The sequence below is a fragment of the Halomonas sp. DP1Y21-3 genome (genome assembly GCF_019801245.1).
GTDB classification, from domain to species: Bacteria; Pseudomonadota; Gammaproteobacteria; order Pseudomonadales; family Halomonadaceae; genus Halomonas; species Halomonas litopenaei.
This window is the reverse complement of the sequence record NZ_JAHVJM010000003.1, coordinates 228,424-244,511: the sequence shown is the minus strand read 5'-3', so window position 1 is coordinate 244,511 and position 16,088 is coordinate 228,424. Positions and strand designations below refer to the sequence as shown.

19 protein-coding genes are annotated in these 16,088 nt (G+C 64.5%); 8 read left to right on the top strand and 11 right to left on the bottom strand.

The genetic code is table 11. The features are described 5' to 3' along the window. Positions 1–5 precede the first annotated feature (5 nt). Positions 6–1,919, top strand: coding sequence for a 1-deoxy-D-xylulose-5-phosphate synthase (dxs, locus tag KUV74_RS09810; protein WP_222516227.1), 1,914 nt, complete (start codon positions 6–8; stop codon positions 1,917–1,919). 89 nt (positions 1,920–2,008) lie between these two features. Here dxs and KUV74_RS09805 read toward each other — a convergent pair whose 3' ends face one another. Continuing rightward, on the bottom strand, positions 2,009–2,191 hold the full coding sequence (locus KUV74_RS09805; protein ID WP_108131886.1) for a hypothetical protein: 183 nt from the start codon (positions 2,189–2,191) through the stop codon (positions 2,009–2,011). 228 nt (positions 2,192–2,419) lie between these two features. On the opposite strand from KUV74_RS09805, the gene djlA reads away from it, so the two are divergent. Then, the gene (gene djlA / locus KUV74_RS09800; protein WP_108131885.1) at positions 2,420–3,199 is read left to right on the top strand and encodes a co-chaperone DjlA; all 780 of its coding nucleotides are present in this window, start codon (positions 2,420–2,422) and stop codon (positions 3,197–3,199) included. Between the two features lie 418 nt (positions 3,200–3,617). Then, entirely contained in the window at positions 3,618–5,168 is a 1,551-nt protein-coding gene (locus tag KUV74_RS09795; RefSeq protein WP_108131884.1) for a Na+/H+ antiporter NhaC family protein, read from the top strand. A gap of 186 nt (positions 5,169–5,354) precedes the next feature. Here the strand turns inward: KUV74_RS09795 and KUV74_RS09790 are convergent, their stop codons facing one another. The 5 genes from KUV74_RS09790 to ribA all read right to left on the bottom strand — a co-directional run bounded on the left by KUV74_RS09790 (position 5,355) and on the right by ribA (position 7,931). Further along, a complete protein-coding gene (locus tag KUV74_RS09790; protein WP_222516226.1) occupies positions 5,355–5,651 on the bottom strand; it encodes a hypothetical protein in 297 nt (98 codons plus the stop codon). A gap of 204 nt (positions 5,652–5,855) precedes the next feature. Beyond that, positions 5,856–6,152, bottom strand: coding sequence for a hypothetical protein (locus KUV74_RS09785; protein ID WP_108131883.1), 297 nt, complete (start codon positions 6,150–6,152; stop codon positions 5,856–5,858). A 282-nt stretch (positions 6,153–6,434) separates the two neighbouring features. Next, positions 6,435–6,752, bottom strand: coding sequence for a hypothetical protein (locus tag KUV74_RS09780; RefSeq protein WP_222516225.1), 318 nt, complete (start codon positions 6,750–6,752; stop codon positions 6,435–6,437). Between the two features lie 174 nt (positions 6,753–6,926). Continuing rightward, positions 6,927–7,211 (bottom strand): hypothetical protein, encoded by a 285-nt coding sequence (locus tag KUV74_RS09775; RefSeq protein ID WP_045993899.1) that lies wholly within the window; start codon positions 7,209–7,211, stop codon positions 6,927–6,929. Positions 7,212–7,295: 84 nt separating this feature from the next. Continuing rightward, the gene (ribA, locus tag KUV74_RS09770; protein WP_045993900.1) at positions 7,296–7,931 is read right to left on the bottom strand and encodes a GTP cyclohydrolase II; all 636 of its coding nucleotides are present in this window, start codon (positions 7,929–7,931) and stop codon (positions 7,296–7,298) included. A gap of 171 nt (positions 7,932–8,102) precedes the next feature. Between ribA and hemE the strand changes: the two genes are divergently transcribed. Continuing rightward, on the top strand, positions 8,103–9,179 hold the full coding sequence (gene hemE, locus KUV74_RS09765; RefSeq protein ID WP_108131917.1) for a uroporphyrinogen decarboxylase: 1,077 nt from the start codon (positions 8,103–8,105) through the stop codon (positions 9,177–9,179). A gap of 25 nt (positions 9,180–9,204) precedes the next feature. Beyond that, positions 9,205–9,546 (top strand): VanZ family protein, encoded by a 342-nt coding sequence (locus KUV74_RS09760; protein ID WP_315900760.1) that lies wholly within the window; start codon positions 9,205–9,207, stop codon positions 9,544–9,546. A 177-nt stretch (positions 9,547–9,723) separates the two neighbouring features. On the opposite strand, the gene KUV74_RS09755 is transcribed toward KUV74_RS09760, so the two are convergent. Then, positions 9,724–10,242 (bottom strand): hypothetical protein, encoded by a 519-nt coding sequence (locus tag KUV74_RS09755; RefSeq protein ID WP_045993901.1) that lies wholly within the window; start codon positions 10,240–10,242, stop codon positions 9,724–9,726. A 290-nt stretch (positions 10,243–10,532) separates the two neighbouring features. Between KUV74_RS09755 and KUV74_RS09750 the strand changes: the two genes are divergently transcribed. Then, a complete protein-coding gene (locus KUV74_RS09750; RefSeq protein ID WP_045993902.1) occupies positions 10,533–10,964 on the top strand; it encodes a host attachment protein in 432 nt (143 codons plus the stop codon). A gap of 58 nt (positions 10,965–11,022) precedes the next feature. Here the strand turns inward: KUV74_RS09750 and KUV74_RS09745 are convergent, their stop codons facing one another. Beyond that, entirely contained in the window at positions 11,023–11,949 is a 927-nt protein-coding gene (locus KUV74_RS09745; protein ID WP_045993903.1) for a LysR family transcriptional regulator, read from the bottom strand. Between the two features lie 187 nt (positions 11,950–12,136). Between KUV74_RS09745 and KUV74_RS09740 the strand changes: the two genes are divergently transcribed. Beyond that, a complete protein-coding gene (locus KUV74_RS09740; protein ID WP_045993904.1) occupies positions 12,137–12,913 on the top strand; it encodes a ferredoxin--NADP reductase in 777 nt (258 codons plus the stop codon). Between the two features lie 103 nt (positions 12,914–13,016). Here the strand turns inward: KUV74_RS09740 and KUV74_RS09735 are convergent, their stop codons facing one another. After that, entirely contained in the window at positions 13,017–13,652 is a 636-nt protein-coding gene (locus tag KUV74_RS09735; RefSeq protein WP_124804498.1) for an SDR family oxidoreductase, read from the bottom strand. A gap of 172 nt (positions 13,653–13,824) precedes the next feature. Here KUV74_RS09735 and KUV74_RS09730 point away from each other — a divergent pair, with 172 nt between their 5' ends. Further along, positions 13,825–14,040 carry a DUF3820 family protein gene (locus KUV74_RS09730; RefSeq protein WP_045993906.1) on the top strand — a complete coding sequence of 72 codons (216 nt, stop codon included), beginning with the start codon at positions 13,825–13,827 and terminating at the stop codon, positions 14,038–14,040. A gap of 232 nt (positions 14,041–14,272) precedes the next feature. Here the strand turns inward: KUV74_RS09730 and glnK are convergent, their stop codons facing one another. Beyond that, positions 14,273–14,611, bottom strand: coding sequence for a P-II family nitrogen regulator (glnK, locus tag KUV74_RS09725; RefSeq protein ID WP_045993907.1), 339 nt, complete (start codon positions 14,609–14,611; stop codon positions 14,273–14,275). Positions 14,612–14,801: 190 nt separating this feature from the next. Beyond that, positions 14,802–16,052 carry an ammonium transporter gene (locus KUV74_RS09720; RefSeq protein ID WP_222516223.1) on the bottom strand — a complete coding sequence of 417 codons (1,251 nt, stop codon included), beginning with the start codon at positions 16,050–16,052 and terminating at the stop codon, positions 14,802–14,804. Positions 16,053–16,088 lie beyond the last annotated feature (36 nt).

The following is a 16,088-nucleotide window of genomic DNA, read 5'->3' as shown; positions in this document are numbered from 1 at the left end:
CTAACATGAAGCTGTTCGACACGATTCCCACCGAGCGGCCGGCGACACCGCTGCTCGATACTCTGGATACCCCGGCTGCGCTGCGTGCCATGAGCGCAGAGCAGCTCAAGCGCGTGGCCGACGAGCTGCGCGCCTACCTGCTGTATAGCGTCGGCGTTTCCGGCGGCCACTTCGGCGCCGGCCTTGGTGTGGTCGAGCTGACCGTGGCGCTGCACCACGCCTTCCGCACGCCCCACGATCGCCTGGTGTGGGACGTGGGCCACCAGGCCTATCCCCACAAGATTCTGACCGGCCGCCGCGAGGCCATGACCAGCATTCGTCGCTACGGTGGTCTGGCCGCCTTTCCCCGGCGTGCCGAGTCGGAGTACGACACCTTTGGCGTCGGCCATTCCAGCACCTCCATCTCGGCGGCCCTGGGCATGGCTCTGGCGGCGCGCACGCAGAAGCAGGAGCGGCGCGTCTGTGCCGTCATCGGCGACGGCGCCCTGACCGCGGGCATGGCCTTCGAGGCCCTGGCCCACGCCGGCCACGTCAACGCCAACCTGCTGGTCGTGCTCAACGACAACGAGATGTCGATCTCCGAGAACGTCGGTGGCGTGGCCAGCTACCTGGCACGGATTCTGGTCAGCAAGCCCTATCTGAGCATGCGCGAGAACGGCAAGCGGGTGCTGTCCCACCTGCCGGGTGCGCTGGAGCTGGCGCGGCGTACCGAGGAGCACGTCAAGGGCATGGTCAGTCCGGCCACCCTGTTCGAGGAGATGGGCTTCAATTATGTCGGGCCCATCGACGGCCACGATATCGACGCCCTGACCGATGCCCTCACCAGCATGCGTGAGCTGGACGGACCACAGTTTCTGCACGTGAAGACGTGCAAGGGCCGGGGCTTCCTGCCGGCGGAGTCCGATCCCATCGGCTACCACGCCATCACCAAGCTGGAGACGCCGGAGGCCGCCAAGGCCAAGCCCCCGGCGACCGCGTCGAATGCGCCGCCGAAGAAGAAGTACTGCAGCGTGTTCGGCGACTGGATCTGTGACATGGCCGCCGCCGACGAACGTCTGATCGGTATTACCCCGGCCATGCGCGAGGGGTCGGATTTAATCCGTTTCTCCAAGGAGTACTCCGAGCGCTACTACGACGTGGCCATCGCCGAACAGCACTCGGTGACCCTGGCCGCCGGTATGGCCTGCGAGGCAATGAAGCCGGTGGTGGCGATCTACTCGACCTTCCTGCAACGCGGCTATGACCAGTTGATCCATGACGTGGCGGTGCAGGAGCTGGACGTGACCTTCGCCATCGATCGTGCCGGCCTGGTCGGTGAGGATGGCCCGACCCACCACGGCGCCCTGGATTTGACCTACCTGCGCTGCGTACCGGGCATGGTGGTGCTCGCGCCGGCGGACGAGGCCGAGTGTCGCGCCATGCTCAGCGCCGCCTACCATCATCCGGGGCCAGCGGCGGTGCGCTATCCCCGCGGTACCGGTCCCGGTGTGCCCATTCCCGCCGACCTCGAACCGCTGCCCATCGGCGTGGCCGAGCCGCGGCGTCAGGGCAAGGGCGTGGCGCTGCTGGCCTTCGGTAGCCTCAATGACCCCGCCGGGGTGGTGGCCGAGCGGCTAGACGCCACTCACATCAATATGCGCAGCGTCAAACCGCTGGATCGTGACGCCGTGCTAGAGGCCGCCCGCAACCACGACCTGCTGGTCACACTGGAAGAAAACGTGGTGGCCGGAGGCGCCGGCAGTGGCGTCAACGAACTGCTGCTGGCCGAGGGTATCGCGGTGCCGGTGCTCAACCTGGGCCTGCCCGATGTCTTTGCCGAACACGGCAAGCCGGCGGAGCTGCTGCGCGACTGTGGCCTCGATGCCGAGGGTATCGAGGCGGCGATTCGTCGGCGTCTGGACAAGCACCGAAAGCGCTGAGCGAGGGCGCCTGCGTCGCGCACGGCGCAAGTATGTCCGTCATGCCATCGGCCCCCGCTCCAGGGGGCCGATGGCGTATGGGAGCAGGCTCAGCGATGGCTGGCGCTTTCGACCAGGCGTTCGATGACGGACCTGGCAGTGTCAGATGGCGGCGTGTCCACCCCCAGCAAGCCTTGCCAGGGGAATACCGAAGCATTGGAGGCCAGACTGACGCTGATGCTGGCGGAAGCGATGGCGCCGACGATGGCAAGGCGCGTGATCGAGAGTCGCATGGGAGTGTGAACCGAGCGGCTTGAAATGGCGTGCAGTGTCGCGCTTGCAGATGACCATTCGATGAAACAGCGAAGGCTGGACCTTCGCCGCCGGCTCGACGGCGATGGTATGCTGCCTGCTCATACCCCTTTGGCGGGACCTGGCATAGCCGCAACGGTTGGCCAGGGCCGAAACAGAAAAAGACGTGGCGCCGCCGCTTGGCGACGTAGCGCACAAGAGAGGATTTTATGCTGACCATCATCGTGATTGGCGCGGTAGTGGGCTTCCTGGCCGGTGGGCCGCTGGGCATGCTGATCGGCGGCGGTATCGGCTGGTGGCTGGGCGGGCGCCTGCGCGGCGGTCTGATGCTCAGCAAGGGCCTGGCAGAGATGCAGCGTCAGTTCATGGACTCCACCTTTGCGGTGATGGGGGCGGTGTGCCAGGCCGATGGTCAGGTCAGCGGCGAGGAACGCCAGGTCCTGGAGCAATTGCTGGTGCGTCTGCGTCTGCCGGAAAACACCCGTGCCAGCGCCCGCGCCGCCTTCGAGCGCGGGCGCGCCAGTGACTTCGACCTCGACGGCGAGATCGCACGGGTGGCCCGGCTGACGCGCGGGCGCAGTGCGCTGCGCCAGATCTTCCTGCAGGTGCAGCTTTCCGCCATCGCCGCCGATGGGGTGCTGCACCCGGCCGAGCACAGCATGCTGATGCGGGTGGCTCGCGGGCTTGGCTGCAGCGAGGCCGAGATCGCCCAGATTGAGGCCATGCTGCGGGGCGGCGCCTCCCACGGTGCCGGCGCGACCCAGGAGAGCCAGAGCCCGCTGGAAGATGCCTACAAGGTGCTCGGTGTCAGCGACGAGGCCAGTGACGCCGAGGTCAAGCGCGCCTACCGCAAGCTGATGAGCGAGAACCACCCGGACAAGCTGGCCAGTCGTGGCCTGCCCGACAGCATGCGCGAGGTCGCCGAGGCCCGCACCGTCGAGATCGGCAACGCCTACCAGCGTATTCGCCAGGCCCGCGGTCAGGCCTGACGGCCCCAGGGCCAAGTGGCACTGGCCTGGCGCCTGACGTCGTTGCCGGCGAGCGCTACACGGCACAGGGCATGAAGGGGGTGGAGGTGGAGACGCGGCGTCCTGACTGAGGCGAGGGCCGTCGGGGCGATGCCTGGTGTATCTCCAGAGAGGGTATCGGCTGTCGGTGTTGGGGAGGCGGGTCGCGGGGTGATGGAGGTATCTGTCGGCTCCGTCACCCGATGTCCGAGGGGAATTTTCAGGGTGGTCAGCTAGCTGCAGGCCGGCGCTGGCTTGTACTTCTGGAACGGCGGTTGCGGGGATGTGACAGCGCGGTTGCCGTTTGTGCCGCAAGCGCCTAGGATGCCCCGCTGCCCGCACGACGCCGTCCGGCGTCATCCCCTCGGGCCAAGACCGACAAGAACCCAGGAGACTCCCGATGTCCTTCGGACTCTTATCCCTGTTGCCGCCGCTGCTGGCCATCCTGCTGGCATTGGCGACGCGCAACGTCATTCCCGCGCTGTTCTGCGGCGTCTGGCTCGGGGCGACCATGCTCGCCGGCTACAACCCTGCCGCCGGCCTCTACAACAGTTTTTCTGACTTTATCGTGCCGAGCATCGGCGACGAGTGGAACGCCACCGTGCTGATCTACTGTGGCCTGTTCGGGGTCTTGATCAGCGTGCTGCAGCGTACCGGTGGCGCCCACGCCATCGCCCGCGCCATCTCGCGCAAGGTCGCCAGCGCCCGTGGCGCCCAGGGCAGCACGCTTGGCCTTGGCATGCTGATCTTCTTCGAGGACTATTTCAACGCCCTCACCGTGGGCAGCGTGATGCGTCCGATCACCGATCGCATGAAGGTCTCCCGCGAGAAGCTCGCCTACATCGTCGATTCCACCTCGGCCCCCATGTGCCTGCTGGGCCCGGTGTCCACCTGGGTGGTCTTCGTCATGGGGCTGATCGGCACTCAGCTGGGCGAGATGGAGGTGAGCGGCTCGGAGTACCTGATCTACCTGTCCTCGATTCCGCTGAACTTCTACGCCTGGCTGGCGCTGGGGATGATCTTCTATATCGTCGTCACCCAGTGGGACTTCGGTCCCATGGCGCGGGCAGAACGTCGCGCCCGGGAGACCGGCAAGCTGATGGAAGACACCGCCAAGCCGCCTTCCGAGACCGACGCCATGGAGCTCAAGGCGCCGGAAGACACCGCTCGCAAGCGCAACATGCTGGTGCCGATCGGGGTGTTGCTGGCGATGATTCCGCCGCTGTTTCTGTGGACCGGCAACTTCCCGGAAAATGACCTGGTGACTGCGGTGGGCAACGCCGACGGCGGTCAGTCGATCCTGATCGCCACCCTGGTGGCGGTGATGACGGGGCTGGCCATGGGCATGAGTCAGCGGCTGTTCGACTTCCGCGAGGCCATGGATATCGTGGTCGAGGGCATCAAGAGCATGACCTTGGTCTACATCATCCTGGCGCTGGCCTGGTCCATCGGCAGCGTCACCTCCGAGCTTGGCACCGCCGACTACCTGGTCAGCCTGACCGAGGCCAGCATTCCGCCCAGCCTGGTACCGGTGCTGCTGTTCCTGATCGGCGCCGTGGTGGCCTTCACCACCGGCACCTCCTACGGCACCTTCGCCATCATGATTCCGATCGCCATGCCGGTGGCGGCGGCCATGGACCTGCCCATGGCGCTGGCCATCGCCTCGGTGCTGAGCGGCGGCATCTTCGGCGATCATTGCTCGCCGATTTCCGATACCACCATTCTGTCGTCGGCGGGGTCGAGCTGCGACCATATCGACCATGTGCGCACGCAGCTGCCCTACGCGGTGACAGCCGGTGTCGCAGGACTGGTGGCCTTCTTCGTGGCCGGCGTCACCGGTACCACCTGGATCGGAGCGATCAGCGGTGTCGCAGTGATGTTGACCATCGCGCTGGTGATGAAGGCGCTGTGGCAGCCTCGGCAGGTCGATTCCGCGCCTCAGACACGCTGACGCAGGCTCGACGGCTGGATCGCTGAGTGCCTGGTCCCGCACCTGGCCCCGTGTCCGGTAGGCCCTCCCCCAGGCCGAGCACAAAAAGACCCGGCACATAAAAAGGCCCCGCCGACATCACGTCGGCGGGGCCTCTGCGTTGGTTCCCGGGGTCTTTACCCGCGGGCACCCATCGGCTCGGCGCGCTTAGCCGGTGGTGGCCTGACGGGCCAGGTCCAGGTCGTGCTCGCTCATGGCGAAGTCGGTGCGCTTGGCCTGAACCCGCAACAGCTCCAGCCGGGCATTGGCCATGGCGTTGCTGCCGTTGTCGGCGATATGGGCGTTGCCGACCTGATGGGCGGCCTCCAGCGCGCTGGCGCTGACCTGAGCCAACGGCTCGGCGTTGAGCTCCTGGGCGCGGTCAGTGGCGCGGTCGGCCTGGGCGGTCAGCGGCAGGGCAGCGGCGAGCAGGGCAGTAGCGGCGATCTTGGTAGTGGCTTTCATGGTGTCTCTCCTGTAGGCCTGATGGGCTTCTGGGTGAGCCCTTGGCCATCGCGTATGTCGGTTTCAGCGGTCGTCTTGCAGTCTTTGTCGAAGGGCCTGTGTTGCTGGCCTTCGCGATCGTCTGTTAGAGATGACGCCGGGCGTCATTTGGACGTTGCCGGTCATCATCAAGTCAAACGGTCGTTTTAATCTGGTCGACAAAAATTAGCCGGTGGTGGCCTGACGGGCCAGGTCCAGGTCATGCTCGCTCATGGCGAAGTCGGTACGCTTGGCCTGTTCGCGCAGCAGCTCCAGGCGGGCGTTGGCCATCGCATTGCTGCCGTTGTCGGCGATATGGGCGTTGCCGACCTGATGGGCGGCGTCGAGGGCGGCGACACTGAGGCTGGACAGCGGCTCGGCGTTGAGCGCCTGGGCACGGTCACTGGCGCGGTCGGCCTGGGCGGTCAGCGGCAGGGCAGCGGCGAGCAGGGCAGTAGCGGCGATCTTGGTAGTGGCTTTCATGGTGTCTCTCCTATTGGGCCTCGTGGCCCTTGTCTCTCTTGAATTCGACCGATTCAAAATAAAACGGTCGTTTTAATTTTGGTGGCATTTTTTGGCCCCTCAGGGCCTGCCTTTTCTGCAGCTTGTCATCCTTGTCTGCCTGGACCTTGCTGACTCTGTCCTGCGTTCGAAGGATGTATCCAACGGGTACTGCATGAAAACTTGCGGTAATAATATTAACAGGCTAACGGATTGTCAAATGCCGATTTGACCTTGGCCTAAGTCGCCTTTACACGGCGCAGCCTAGATGGTCACCGCGACACGTCGTCCGTCCTGCTGCAGAAAGCGAGCGGCCTGGGCCTGGTCGCGATGCAATTGCAGCCTGGCGTTTGCCAGCGTCTTGCCATCATGGGTCGAGACGGCGGTGTTGCCGATACGTTGACCACCGATAGCCAGAGGCTCGACATCGGCGACTTGCTGCCCCAGCACGTCATCGGCCAACGGGGCCTGGTCGGTCAAGGGCGATTCGTTCAGGGCCAGGGCGTACTTGGGTGGTGCAGCCTGGGCCAGAGCGGGCAGAGAGGCGACGATCAGGGCAGCGAGGATCAAGGTGGGTTTCATGTCGAAGCTCCTTCCGGTATCAGCGGGTGGCGTCACCCGCTGTCGATGTGTGTATTTTGTTAGCGTTCTATCGAAAGCGCCAGGTAATCGCTTTTATGGCTTCGATAATGCGGCTCTATTAAAACGGTCGTATGTCTGTAGCGGTGCAAAAACAAAGGCATTTTTTTCTTGCTGTTACTTGGTGGCGGCGCGACCGAGGTCGAGATTGAGCATGAAGTCGGTCATTTCCACATGGCGAGACTGCAGCCGCAGGCGAGCCTTGCGCAGGGCTTCGGTGCTGTCGCTGGCGATGTGGGCATTGATCACTTCATGGCCCTGCTGGGGCATGGCGTCGCGCATGGACAGGGGTTGGCTGTTCAGCGCGCGGGCCAGGTCGGTGGCACGGGCGTCGGCCTGGGCCGTCAGCGGAAGTGTGGTCACGGCGGCAATGGCGGCAATCGAAAGCAGCTTGAGTTTCATGTCGGCACCTCGAAGGTCAAGATCAATGGAGCGTAATGTTGCGTTTGATCTTGAGTCGAGGGTGGGCCGGATTCCTTACGCGGCCTATGACTTTTTTTCGATATCCACGTCGTCAGCCTGGGTAAAGTCACCCAGCGCCATCATGTGACCGAGCTTGCCTGCCTTGGTGGACAGGTAGTGCTCGTTGTGGGGATTGAGCCCGGTGGTCAGGGCGACGCGTTCCACCACCTGAACGCCGGCCTGGGTCAGGGCGTCGACCTTGCGCGGGTTGTTGGTCATCAGCTTGAGCCCCTCGACACCCAGGTGTTCGAGCATCGGCACGCACAGGTCATAGCGGCGCAGGTCGGCGGCGAAGCCCAGGCGCTCGTTGGCCTCAACGGTGTCGGCCCCCTGGTCCTGCAGGTGGTAGGCGCGAATCTTGTTGAGCAGGCCGATGCCGCGGCCTTCCTGACGCAGGTAGAGGATGACACCGCGGCCTTCGCTGGCGATACGCTTGAGCGCTTCCTGAAGCTGATAGCCGCAGTCGCAGCGCATCGAGAACAGGGCGTCGCCGGTCAGGCATTCAGAGTGCACCCGTCCCAGCACAGGAGCGCCATCGTCGATCTCCCCCAGGGTCAGGGCGATATGATCCTTGCCCGTGGCCTCGTCTTCGAAGCCGTGCATGGTGAAGGTCGCCCAGGGGGTGGGCAGGCGAGAGGCGGCGATAAAGCGAATCGTCACGGGGTACCTCGGAGTCGAAACAACGGCAGCGCCGTCAAGGGGGCGCCCAGTTTATCAGGAAGTCGTGCAAGGCTCACGACACCTTGCCGACGACACAGGGTCGCAGGAGGCCACGCGTTCGGGAGTCATTGCGGTACAATGAGTCGCACATTTTCCCTGGATGACGCCTGCATGGAACTGAAGAACGATCGATTTCTGCGCGCTCTCGCGCGTCAACCGGTGGATCGCACTCCGGTCTGGATGATGCGCCAGGCCGGTCGCTACCTGCCGGAGTACAAGGAAGTGCGCGCCCAGGCGGGAAGCTTCATGGACCTGTGTCGTGATACCGCCCGCGCCTGTGAGGTCACCCTGCAGCCGCTGGAACGCTATCCGCTGGACGCCGCCATCCTGTTCTCCGATATTCTGACCATCCCCGATGCCATGGGGCTGGGCTTGTACTTCGAGACCGGCGAGGGTCCCAAGTTCCGCAAGCCGGTGCGCAGCGCAGAAGACGTGGCCGCGCTGACGGCGCCCGACGCCGAACGCGACCTCGACTACGTGATGCGCGCGGTCTCGACCATCCGTCGCGAGCTCAACGGTCGGGTGCCGCTGATCGGTTTCTCCGGCAGTCCCTGGACCCTGGCGACCTATATGGTCGAAGGCGCCTCCAGCAAGGACTTTCGCCACGTCAAGGGCATGCTCTACTCAAGCCCCGACGTGATGCATCAGCTGCTCGATACCCTGGCCACCGCGGTAACCGACTACCTCAATGCGCAGATCCGAGCTGGCGCACAGGCGGTACAGATCTTCGATACCTGGGGAGGGACGCTGTCCACGCCGGCCTATCGCGAGTTCTCGCTGCGCTACATGGAACAGATCGTGGCGGGGCTGATTCGCGAACAGGATGGGCGCCGGGTACCGGTGATCCTGTTCACCAAGAACGGCGGCCAGTGGCTCGAGGATCTGGCCGACACCGGCGCCGACGCCCTGGGGCTGGACTGGACCACTGAACTGTCCAGCGCGCGCAGCCGGGTGGGCCGCAAGGTGGCACTGCAGGGCAACATGGACCCCAATGTGCTGTTCGCCAACCCTTCGGCGATTCGTGCCGAGGTCGGCCGTATCCTCGACAGCTACGGTCACGGCCCGGGCCACATCTTCAATCTCGGCCACGGCATCAGCCAGTTCACCGACCCCGACAACGTCACCGCCTTCATGGAGGCGCTGCACGAGTTGAGCCCGGCCTATCATGCCCAGATCGCCTCAGGCTGAAGTCTCGGGCAGGCGGTCTGCATTCGTGCGGTGGTGGTGGGGGCTGGCCGCCGCCGCCGCCCTGGTCATCGCCTGGGGCAGTCTGATGCCTGCCAGCGAATTGCCGGAAGACCTGCCCTGGGACAAGGCCAACCATCTGATCGCCTACGCCGGCCTGGCAACACTGCTGGCGTTGGCGAGCGGGCGCAGCGGGCTGTCCATGGCACTGGCGGTGGCCTACGGCGTCGCCATCGAGTTCGCCCAGATCCCGGTACCCGGGCGTCTTGGCGGCGATGTCTGGGACATCGTCGCCAATACCCTGGGTGCAGGGCTTGGTGTCGGGTCGGTCTGGCTGGTGCATCGAGGGCGCGAGCGCGCTCGTCGCTGATTGCCTTCCGCGAACTCGCCGCTGACTGCCTTCCCAAGTGACTCGGCGGCGATGTCTGGGACGTCGTCGCCAACTTCCCATGGGTGCAGGGCTCGATGCCGGGTCGGTCTGGCTGTGGTGTCGAGGTCGCCAGCGCGCTCGCCGCTGATTGCCTTCCCGGTCAAGGCGTCGACCGCGTCAGAGACTTGGCTCCTGGCGACTCGGCTTCTGGACCCTTTGTGATTCGGGCTCGCCGGTAGACGAACGGTTCAGGTCGAGGCCGGGCTCGCGATGTCCGCGTTTGCTCAGCGGTTCGGCCTTGCGCGTCACCCGAGCATCGCCGACCACCGCGTCGTCGTCCTCCAGCGGCCGGGCCTGGGAGGTCCAGGCCTTGTCGTCATCATGCACCGCCGGACGACGATCGTAGGAGCGGGTGACCACCGCGCCGGGGGCGAAGCCGGGCCGTTGACTGCCCAGGTGATGGGGCAGCAACCACAGCTCGGCCAGCAGGCGTAGTGCGACCATGGTCAGCAGGGTGAGGCCGGCGCCCAGCGCCAGGGGAGGCCAGCTCTCACTCCAGGTGGTCATGGCGACCCAGGGGGTGCGGGGGATCAGCCACCACAGACCGGCGGCGAGAACGCCGAGCTGTGCAATGAAATGACAGCTCAGCAGGGTGCGCCGGGCCAGTGGGGCGCGGGGAAAGAAGAACTGGCGCATGGTCGAGGTCCTCCAGCAGGGGAACTCGCAGGGCGCCAGGATGGGCGGCCCGCGAGTATCAGCGGTGCGGCGCAGGCAAAGGCGATAACCGGACAGGGCCGCAGGCCGCCGGGGCGTGTAACAGATGCCTGCATGCTACCCCAAAGGTGGCAGGGCTCGTCAGTGTCCGTGGAGGGCGACGCCGGTGTCGCCAATAACCACCAGTTGACGCTGCCGGGGTCCGTTGCCATGGTGACTTTGTACCGGTCATTGTGCCGGGAAGTCTGAACACAGGGAGGCGAGGACCGACCATGACGACGACTTATATCGTGGTAGCCGATGCGTCGCGTGCGCGAATCTTCACTCGGACAGGACGCAAGCTGAATGAAGTCGAGAGCCTGGTGCACGCCGAAGGGCGGCTCCACGAAGGCGATCTGGTGACCGACAAGGGCGGTGACGTTCATGAATCCAGTGCTACCGCCTCGCGTCAGGCTGGCGGCGAGGAGGTGGCGACCCAGCACCATGAAGTCATCTTTGCCCGAGAGGTAGCCGATCGACTGTATCGTGCCCGTGTCGACAACAGCATGGAAAAGCTGATCATGGTGGCGCCGCCGCGCTTTCTTGGCCACCTGCGCGACAAGCTCGATGCTCCCACCGCCAAACTGGTCATCCACTCCCTCTCCAAGGATCTGACCAAGGCCGACTGCGACAAGATCACCGACGCCGTCGACGATCTGCGCTGATCTGTGCCGCCCGCCGTCCGCGGCGGGCTCTCTCCTGCATAGCGCTAGTCGTTTCCGTTCAGGGCACCTGCGGCAGATCGATCTCGTCGCTGCGCTGGATCCCCTCCGTCATCTGCCGGCACTGGCGTAGAAATTCGCGCATGCCTGCGGTGAGGTACTTGTGCCGGTGCCAGATAAAGGTGAACTGCCGACTCAGGTCCAGTTCCGGCGTGGGCAGTGGGGTCAGGCTGCCACGCCGAAAGGCGTCGCGCAGCGCCAGGCGTGAGACACAGCCGATTCCCAGCCCCGACTCCACCGCACGCTTGATGCCCTCGGTATGCTCCAGTTCGAGCAGGATATTGAAGCGACCACGTCGATGGCGGGCTGCCTGTTCGAGGGTCAGGCGCGTGCCTGAGCCCTCCTCTCGCATGATCCAGTCTTCACGCAGCAGGCGGTCGAGCTCCACCGGCCCGCGGTTGGCCAGCGGATGACGGGGCGAACAGAACACCACCAGGTCGTCTTCGACCCAGGGCTGGGTGATGACCTCGTCCTCCTCGCACTGCCCCTCGATTAGCCCCAGGTCGAGCTGGTGATGGCGAACCGCATCGATGATCGAGCGAGTGTTGCGGACCTGTAGCCTTACCCGGCTGCCGGGGTGGCGCTGCATGAAGTCGCTGATCAACAGCGTCGCCAGATAGTTGCCGATGGTCAGGGTGGCGCCGACATCCAGATTGCCGATGCCCTGCTGGCCTCTGAGCAGTTCTTCCACTTCTTCGGCCCGATCGAGCAGGGCGACCGCCTTGGGCAGCAGCTGGAAGCCCAGTGCATTGAGCTTGAGGCGCTTGCCGATGCGATCGAGCAGCTGGCAGTCGAATTGGCGCTCGAGTTCGGACAGCGCGGTACTGGCCGCCGACTGCGACAGGGCCAGGGCGCGCGCCGCCTTGGACACGCTCTCGTGCTGGGCGACCGCAACAAAGACTTCCAGCTGTCGAAGGGTGTAGCGCATGGCACGGGCTCTCCGGCGCGATAGGGGTAAAGACGTCGGCGATGGGCATCTATATCAATGAATTGGATAAGCGTTATCCATACAATCCATTTAACAGATAATATGGCCGGTCTTAGAATTATCCGCAAGACTTGATATCGGGCTTTATTCGCTTCAGGAATAAGCCCACGCATTTTAAGGAGTTGGCATGAGCAAGTTTGCCCTGGAAGAAGTGCTGAGCGTTCATCACTGGAACGACTCCCTGTTCACCTTCCGCACGACCCGTGAGCGTAGCCTGCGTTTCAAGAACGGCCAGTTCGTGATGATCGGTCTCGAGGTCAACGGCAAGCCGCTGATGCGTGCCTACTCCGTGGCCAGCCCCAACTACGAGGACCACCTCGAGTTCTTCAGCATCAAGGTACCCGATGGTCCCCTGACCTCTCGCCTGCAGCACCTGCAGGTGGGTGATCAGATCATGGTCAGCCGCAAGCCTACCGGTACCCTGGTATGTGACGACCTGCTGCCTGGGCGCAATCTCTACATGCTGTCCACCGGCACCGGTCTGGCGCCCTTCCTCAGCCTGATCCAGGACCCCGAGGTCTACGAGCGCTTCGAAAAGGTAGTGCTGGTGCACGGCGTGCGCCACGTCAACGAGCTGGCCTACGCCGACTTCATCACCAAGGAGTTGCCGGCGCACGAGTACCTGGGCGAGGAGATCAGCGAGAAGCTGGTCTACTACCCCACCGTGACCCGTGAAGACTTCCACACCATGGGCCGCCTGACCGATCACATCCGCACCGGCAAGCTGACCGACGACAAGGGGCTTCCGCCCATCGATCCCAAGCAGGACCGGGCCATGATCTGCGGCAGCCCGGCCATGCTCGACGACACCAGTGCATTGCTCGACGAGCTTGGCTTCAATATTTCCCCGCGCATGGGCGAGCCCGGTGACTACGTCATCGAGCGTGCCTTCGTGGAGAAGTAAGACCCCACGACAGAACGCCGCAAACGACGACGCCGATGGCCACTTGCCATCGGCGTCGTCGTTGGTGCTGGCGGATTGAATCGCCTGGCCGGGGTGGCGGTGGTCAGTCGCCGAGAGCCTCGGCGATCTCGCGTTCGCCGTCCAGGAGCACCGTCTCGTGATTACGGATCTTTCGTTGCCCCAATAGATAGACCAGGGCCTGGGCCACGTTGGCTCGGGATATCTGGTTGTTGCCCCCGGTCTCGTCCAGCGACGTGGCCACGCGGCCGGTGGCGTCGTCGTCGGTGAGCCGGCCTGGCTTGACGATGACATGGTCCACCTTGCTGCTGCGCAGGTAGGCATCGGCAGCGAACTTGGCGGCCATGTAGGGCCTGAGCTTCTCCGGCGCTTGCAGCGGCTGCTCGGCACGCATGGCGCTGACCATCAGCATGCGATCCAGCCCCTGGCGGCTGGCCTCGTCCGCCACCCGCGTAGCGGCGTAGAGGTCGATCAACAGCGTCTTGTCGGGCCCGGTGTTCGGGCCGGAGCCGGCGGTGAACAGCACCTGATCGCAACCTTCGAAGGCGGAGGCGAAGTCGCCCTCCAGGTCGGCGACGACCGTCTCGATACCTTGTTGCTCGAACCAGTCGCGTTGCTCGGCGCTACGGATCATGGCGCGAATCGGATGTCCCTGGCGGTGGGCGATGGCGCAGACCTGGCGGCCGATCTGGCCGTTGGCACCTATCACGAGTGTGGTCATGTCGGCCTCCTTGTCGATACCTGGAAATAACCATGGCGTCGATGGGGAAGACTTTCAACGGGGGAGACTTTCAACGGGGGAGACTTTCAATGGGGAGGCGAATCGATGGCGACGCCGCCCGCAGGCCAGTACCCTGTGCGTCTTTCCCTCACCCACCCGCTCAGGAGCAGCGATGAATCCTCAGGACCTGGAACGCCTGGTTACCTTGCCGATGCCTTTCGGCAAGCATCAAGGCACCTTGATCGCCGATCTGCCCGGGCCTTACCTGGCGTGGTTTGCCCGGGTCGGGTTTCCCCCCGGAGAGATCGGACGCCTGCTGGCGCTGATGCACGAGATCGACCACAACGGCCTGAGCGACCTGCTGGAGCCGTTGCGACGCCGCGGCTGAGCGGCGCCACCTGGCGGGGAGAACCGGTCGCCGTCGTCAGACAGCGTCCTTGTCGGTCGAGGTCAGACAGCATCCTTGTCGGTCACGCCGGGTCGGATACGAATGACCTGTTCCAGCGGGGTGGCTGAAGACAGCTGCCATCGTCGGTCAGACAGCGTCCTTGTCGGTCTCGCCGGTACGGATGCGAATGACTTGCTCAAGGGGGGTGGCTAAAGACAGCTGCCATCGTCGGTCAGACAGCGTCCTTGTCGGTCTCGCCGGTACGGATACGAATGACCTGTTCCAGCGGGGTGACGAAGATCTTGCCATCACCGATCTTGCCGGTGTTGGCGACCTGGACGATGGCTTCGATGACCTGCTCGGTCATACCGTCGTCGACCGCCACCTCAAGCTTCACCTTGGGCAGAAAGTCGACCACGTACTCGGCTCCCCGGTACAGCTCGGTGTGGCCCTTCTGACGGCCAAAGCCCTTCACTTCAGTGACGGTGATGCCCTGAACACCGATCTCGGAGAGCGACTCGCGGACGTCGTCGAGCTTGAATGGCTTGATAATCGCGGTCACCAGTTTCATGGCGGGTTCCTCATCCTGTCCGTGTGGGGGCGGCGTCGGTCGTGCCTGGCGCCAACCCGTTGGCGGCGCGCCGTTGCGCCTGTCCTGACTAGTGTGACAAAGCATACCCCTGGCGAACAGCAATAAAAAAGGCCCCCGAAGGGGCCAGGAGGAGCACGCCAGCTCACTGGTGTCGCGGGTAAGCTCAGGCTTACTTCTTGGCGACGTTAAACTCGGGGTAGGCTTCGAGACCGCATTCGGCCAGGTCGACGCCTTCGTATTCTTCTTCTTCGCTGACACGCACACCCATGATTGCCTTGATGATCAGCCACACGACCAGGCTGGCGGTGAAGACCCAGGCGAAGATGCCGATGATGCCGAGCATCTGGGCGCCGAAGGTGGCGTCGGCGTTGTTCAGCGGGACCGCCAGGACACCCCAGATACCGGCCACACCGTGGGCGGAGATGGCACCGACCGGATCGTCCAGGCGCAGCTTGTCGAGGACCACGATGGCGACTACCACCAGGACACCGCCGACTGCACCGATCAGGGTGGCGCCGAGGGCCGTGGAGGACAGCGGGTCGGCGGTGATGGAGACCAGGCCAGCGATAGCGCCGTTCAGGGCCATGGTCAGGTCGGCCTTGCGGAACCAGATCTTGGCCAGGATCAGCGCGGCGAGGACACCCCCGGCGGCGGCAGCGTTGGTGTTCACCAGCACCTGGGCCATGTTGTTGGCGGAAGACACGTCGGAGAGCTTGAGCTCGGAGCCGCCGTTGAAGCCGAACCAGCCCAGCCACAGGACGAAGGTACCCAGGGTCGCCAGCGGCATGTTGGCACCGGGGATGGCGTAGATGGCGCCGTTCTTGCCGTACTTGCCCTTGCGCGGACCGAGCACCAGCACACCGGCCAGGGCTGCAGCGGCACCCGCCATGTGGACAATGCCGGAACCTGCGTAGTCGGAGAAGCCTGCTTCGGACAACCAGCCGCCGCCCCAGGTCCAGTAGCCGGAGACCGGGTAGATCACGGCGGTCATGACCACGGCGAAGGCCAGGAAGGCCCACAGCTTCATGCGCTCGGCGACAGCGCCGGAGACGATCGACATGGCGGTGGCCACGAACACGACCTGGAAGAAGAAGTCGGCGCGGGCCGAGTAGTAGGGTGCGTCTTCACCACCTGCGAGCACCGCATCGACGCTGTTTTCGGCGCCGATCAAGAAGCCGAAGTTGGGGATGAAGCCGCCGGCGTCGGAGGAGTACATCAGGGCGTAGCCCACCAGCAGATACATGGTGCAGGCGACCGCGAACAGCACGATGTTCTTGGTCAGAATCTCGGCGGTGTTCTTGGCCCGGACCAGGCCGGCCTCGAGCATGGCAAAACCGGCGGCCATCCACATGACCAGGGCGCCGCAGATAAGGAAGTAGAAGGTGTCCAGCGCGTAGCTGAGTTCACTGATATCGACCATGGAAGTGTCTCGCTATATTTTTATCGGAAGTCGGGT

Excerpts from the sequence above, each read along its gene's own strand:
- KUV74_RS09795 (WP_108131884.1), top strand. The coding sequence starts at position 3,618 with ATGTCCTTCGGACTCTTATCCCTGTTGCCGCCGCTGCTGGCCATCCTG.
- dxs (WP_222516227.1), top strand. The coding sequence starts at position 6 with ATGAAGCTGTTCGACACGATTCCCACCGAGCGGCCGGCGACACCGCTG.
- KUV74_RS09730 (WP_045993906.1), top strand. The coding sequence starts at position 13,825 with ATGAATCCTCAGGACCTGGAACGCCTGGTTACCTTGCCGATGCCTTTC.
- KUV74_RS09740 (WP_045993904.1), top strand. The coding sequence starts at position 12,137 with ATGAGCAAGTTTGCCCTGGAAGAAGTGCTGAGCGTTCATCACTGGAAC.
- glnK (WP_045993907.1), bottom strand. The coding sequence starts at position 14,611 with ATGAAACTGGTGACCGCGATTATCAAGCCATTCAAGCTCGACGACGTC.
- hemE (WP_108131917.1), top strand. The coding sequence starts at position 8,103 with ATGGAACTGAAGAACGATCGATTTCTGCGCGCTCTCGCGCGTCAACCG.
- KUV74_RS09775 (WP_045993899.1), bottom strand. The coding sequence starts at position 7,211 with ATGAAACTCAAGCTGCTTTCGATTGCCGCCATTGCCGCCGTGACCACA.
- KUV74_RS09750 (WP_045993902.1), top strand. The coding sequence starts at position 10,533 with ATGACGACGACTTATATCGTGGTAGCCGATGCGTCGCGTGCGCGAATC.
- KUV74_RS09805 (WP_108131886.1), bottom strand. The coding sequence starts at position 2,191 with ATGCGACTCTCGATCACGCGCCTTGCCATCGTCGGCGCCATCGCTTCC.
- djlA (WP_108131885.1), top strand. The coding sequence starts at position 2,420 with ATGCTGACCATCATCGTGATTGGCGCGGTAGTGGGCTTCCTGGCCGGT.
- KUV74_RS09755 (WP_045993901.1), bottom strand. The coding sequence starts at position 10,242 with ATGCGCCAGTTCTTCTTTCCCCGCGCCCCACTGGCCCGGCGCACCCTG.
- KUV74_RS09720 (WP_222516223.1), bottom strand. The coding sequence starts at position 16,052 with ATGGTCGATATCAGTGAACTCAGCTACGCGCTGGACACCTTCTACTTC.
- KUV74_RS09785 (WP_108131883.1), bottom strand. The coding sequence starts at position 6,152 with ATGAAAGCCACTACCAAGATCGCCGCTACTGCCCTGCTCGCCGCTGCC.
- KUV74_RS09780 (WP_222516225.1), bottom strand. The coding sequence starts at position 6,752 with ATGAAACCCACCTTGATCCTCGCTGCCCTGATCGTCGCCTCTCTGCCC.
- KUV74_RS09745 (WP_045993903.1), bottom strand. The coding sequence starts at position 11,949 with ATGCGCTACACCCTTCGACAGCTGGAAGTCTTTGTTGCGGTCGCCCAG.
- KUV74_RS09790 (WP_222516226.1), bottom strand. The coding sequence starts at position 5,651 with ATGAAAGCCACTACCAAGATCGCCGCTACTGCCCTGCTCGCCGCTGCC.
- KUV74_RS09735 (WP_124804498.1), bottom strand. The coding sequence starts at position 13,652 with ATGACCACACTCGTGATAGGTGCCAACGGCCAGATCGGCCGCCAGGTC.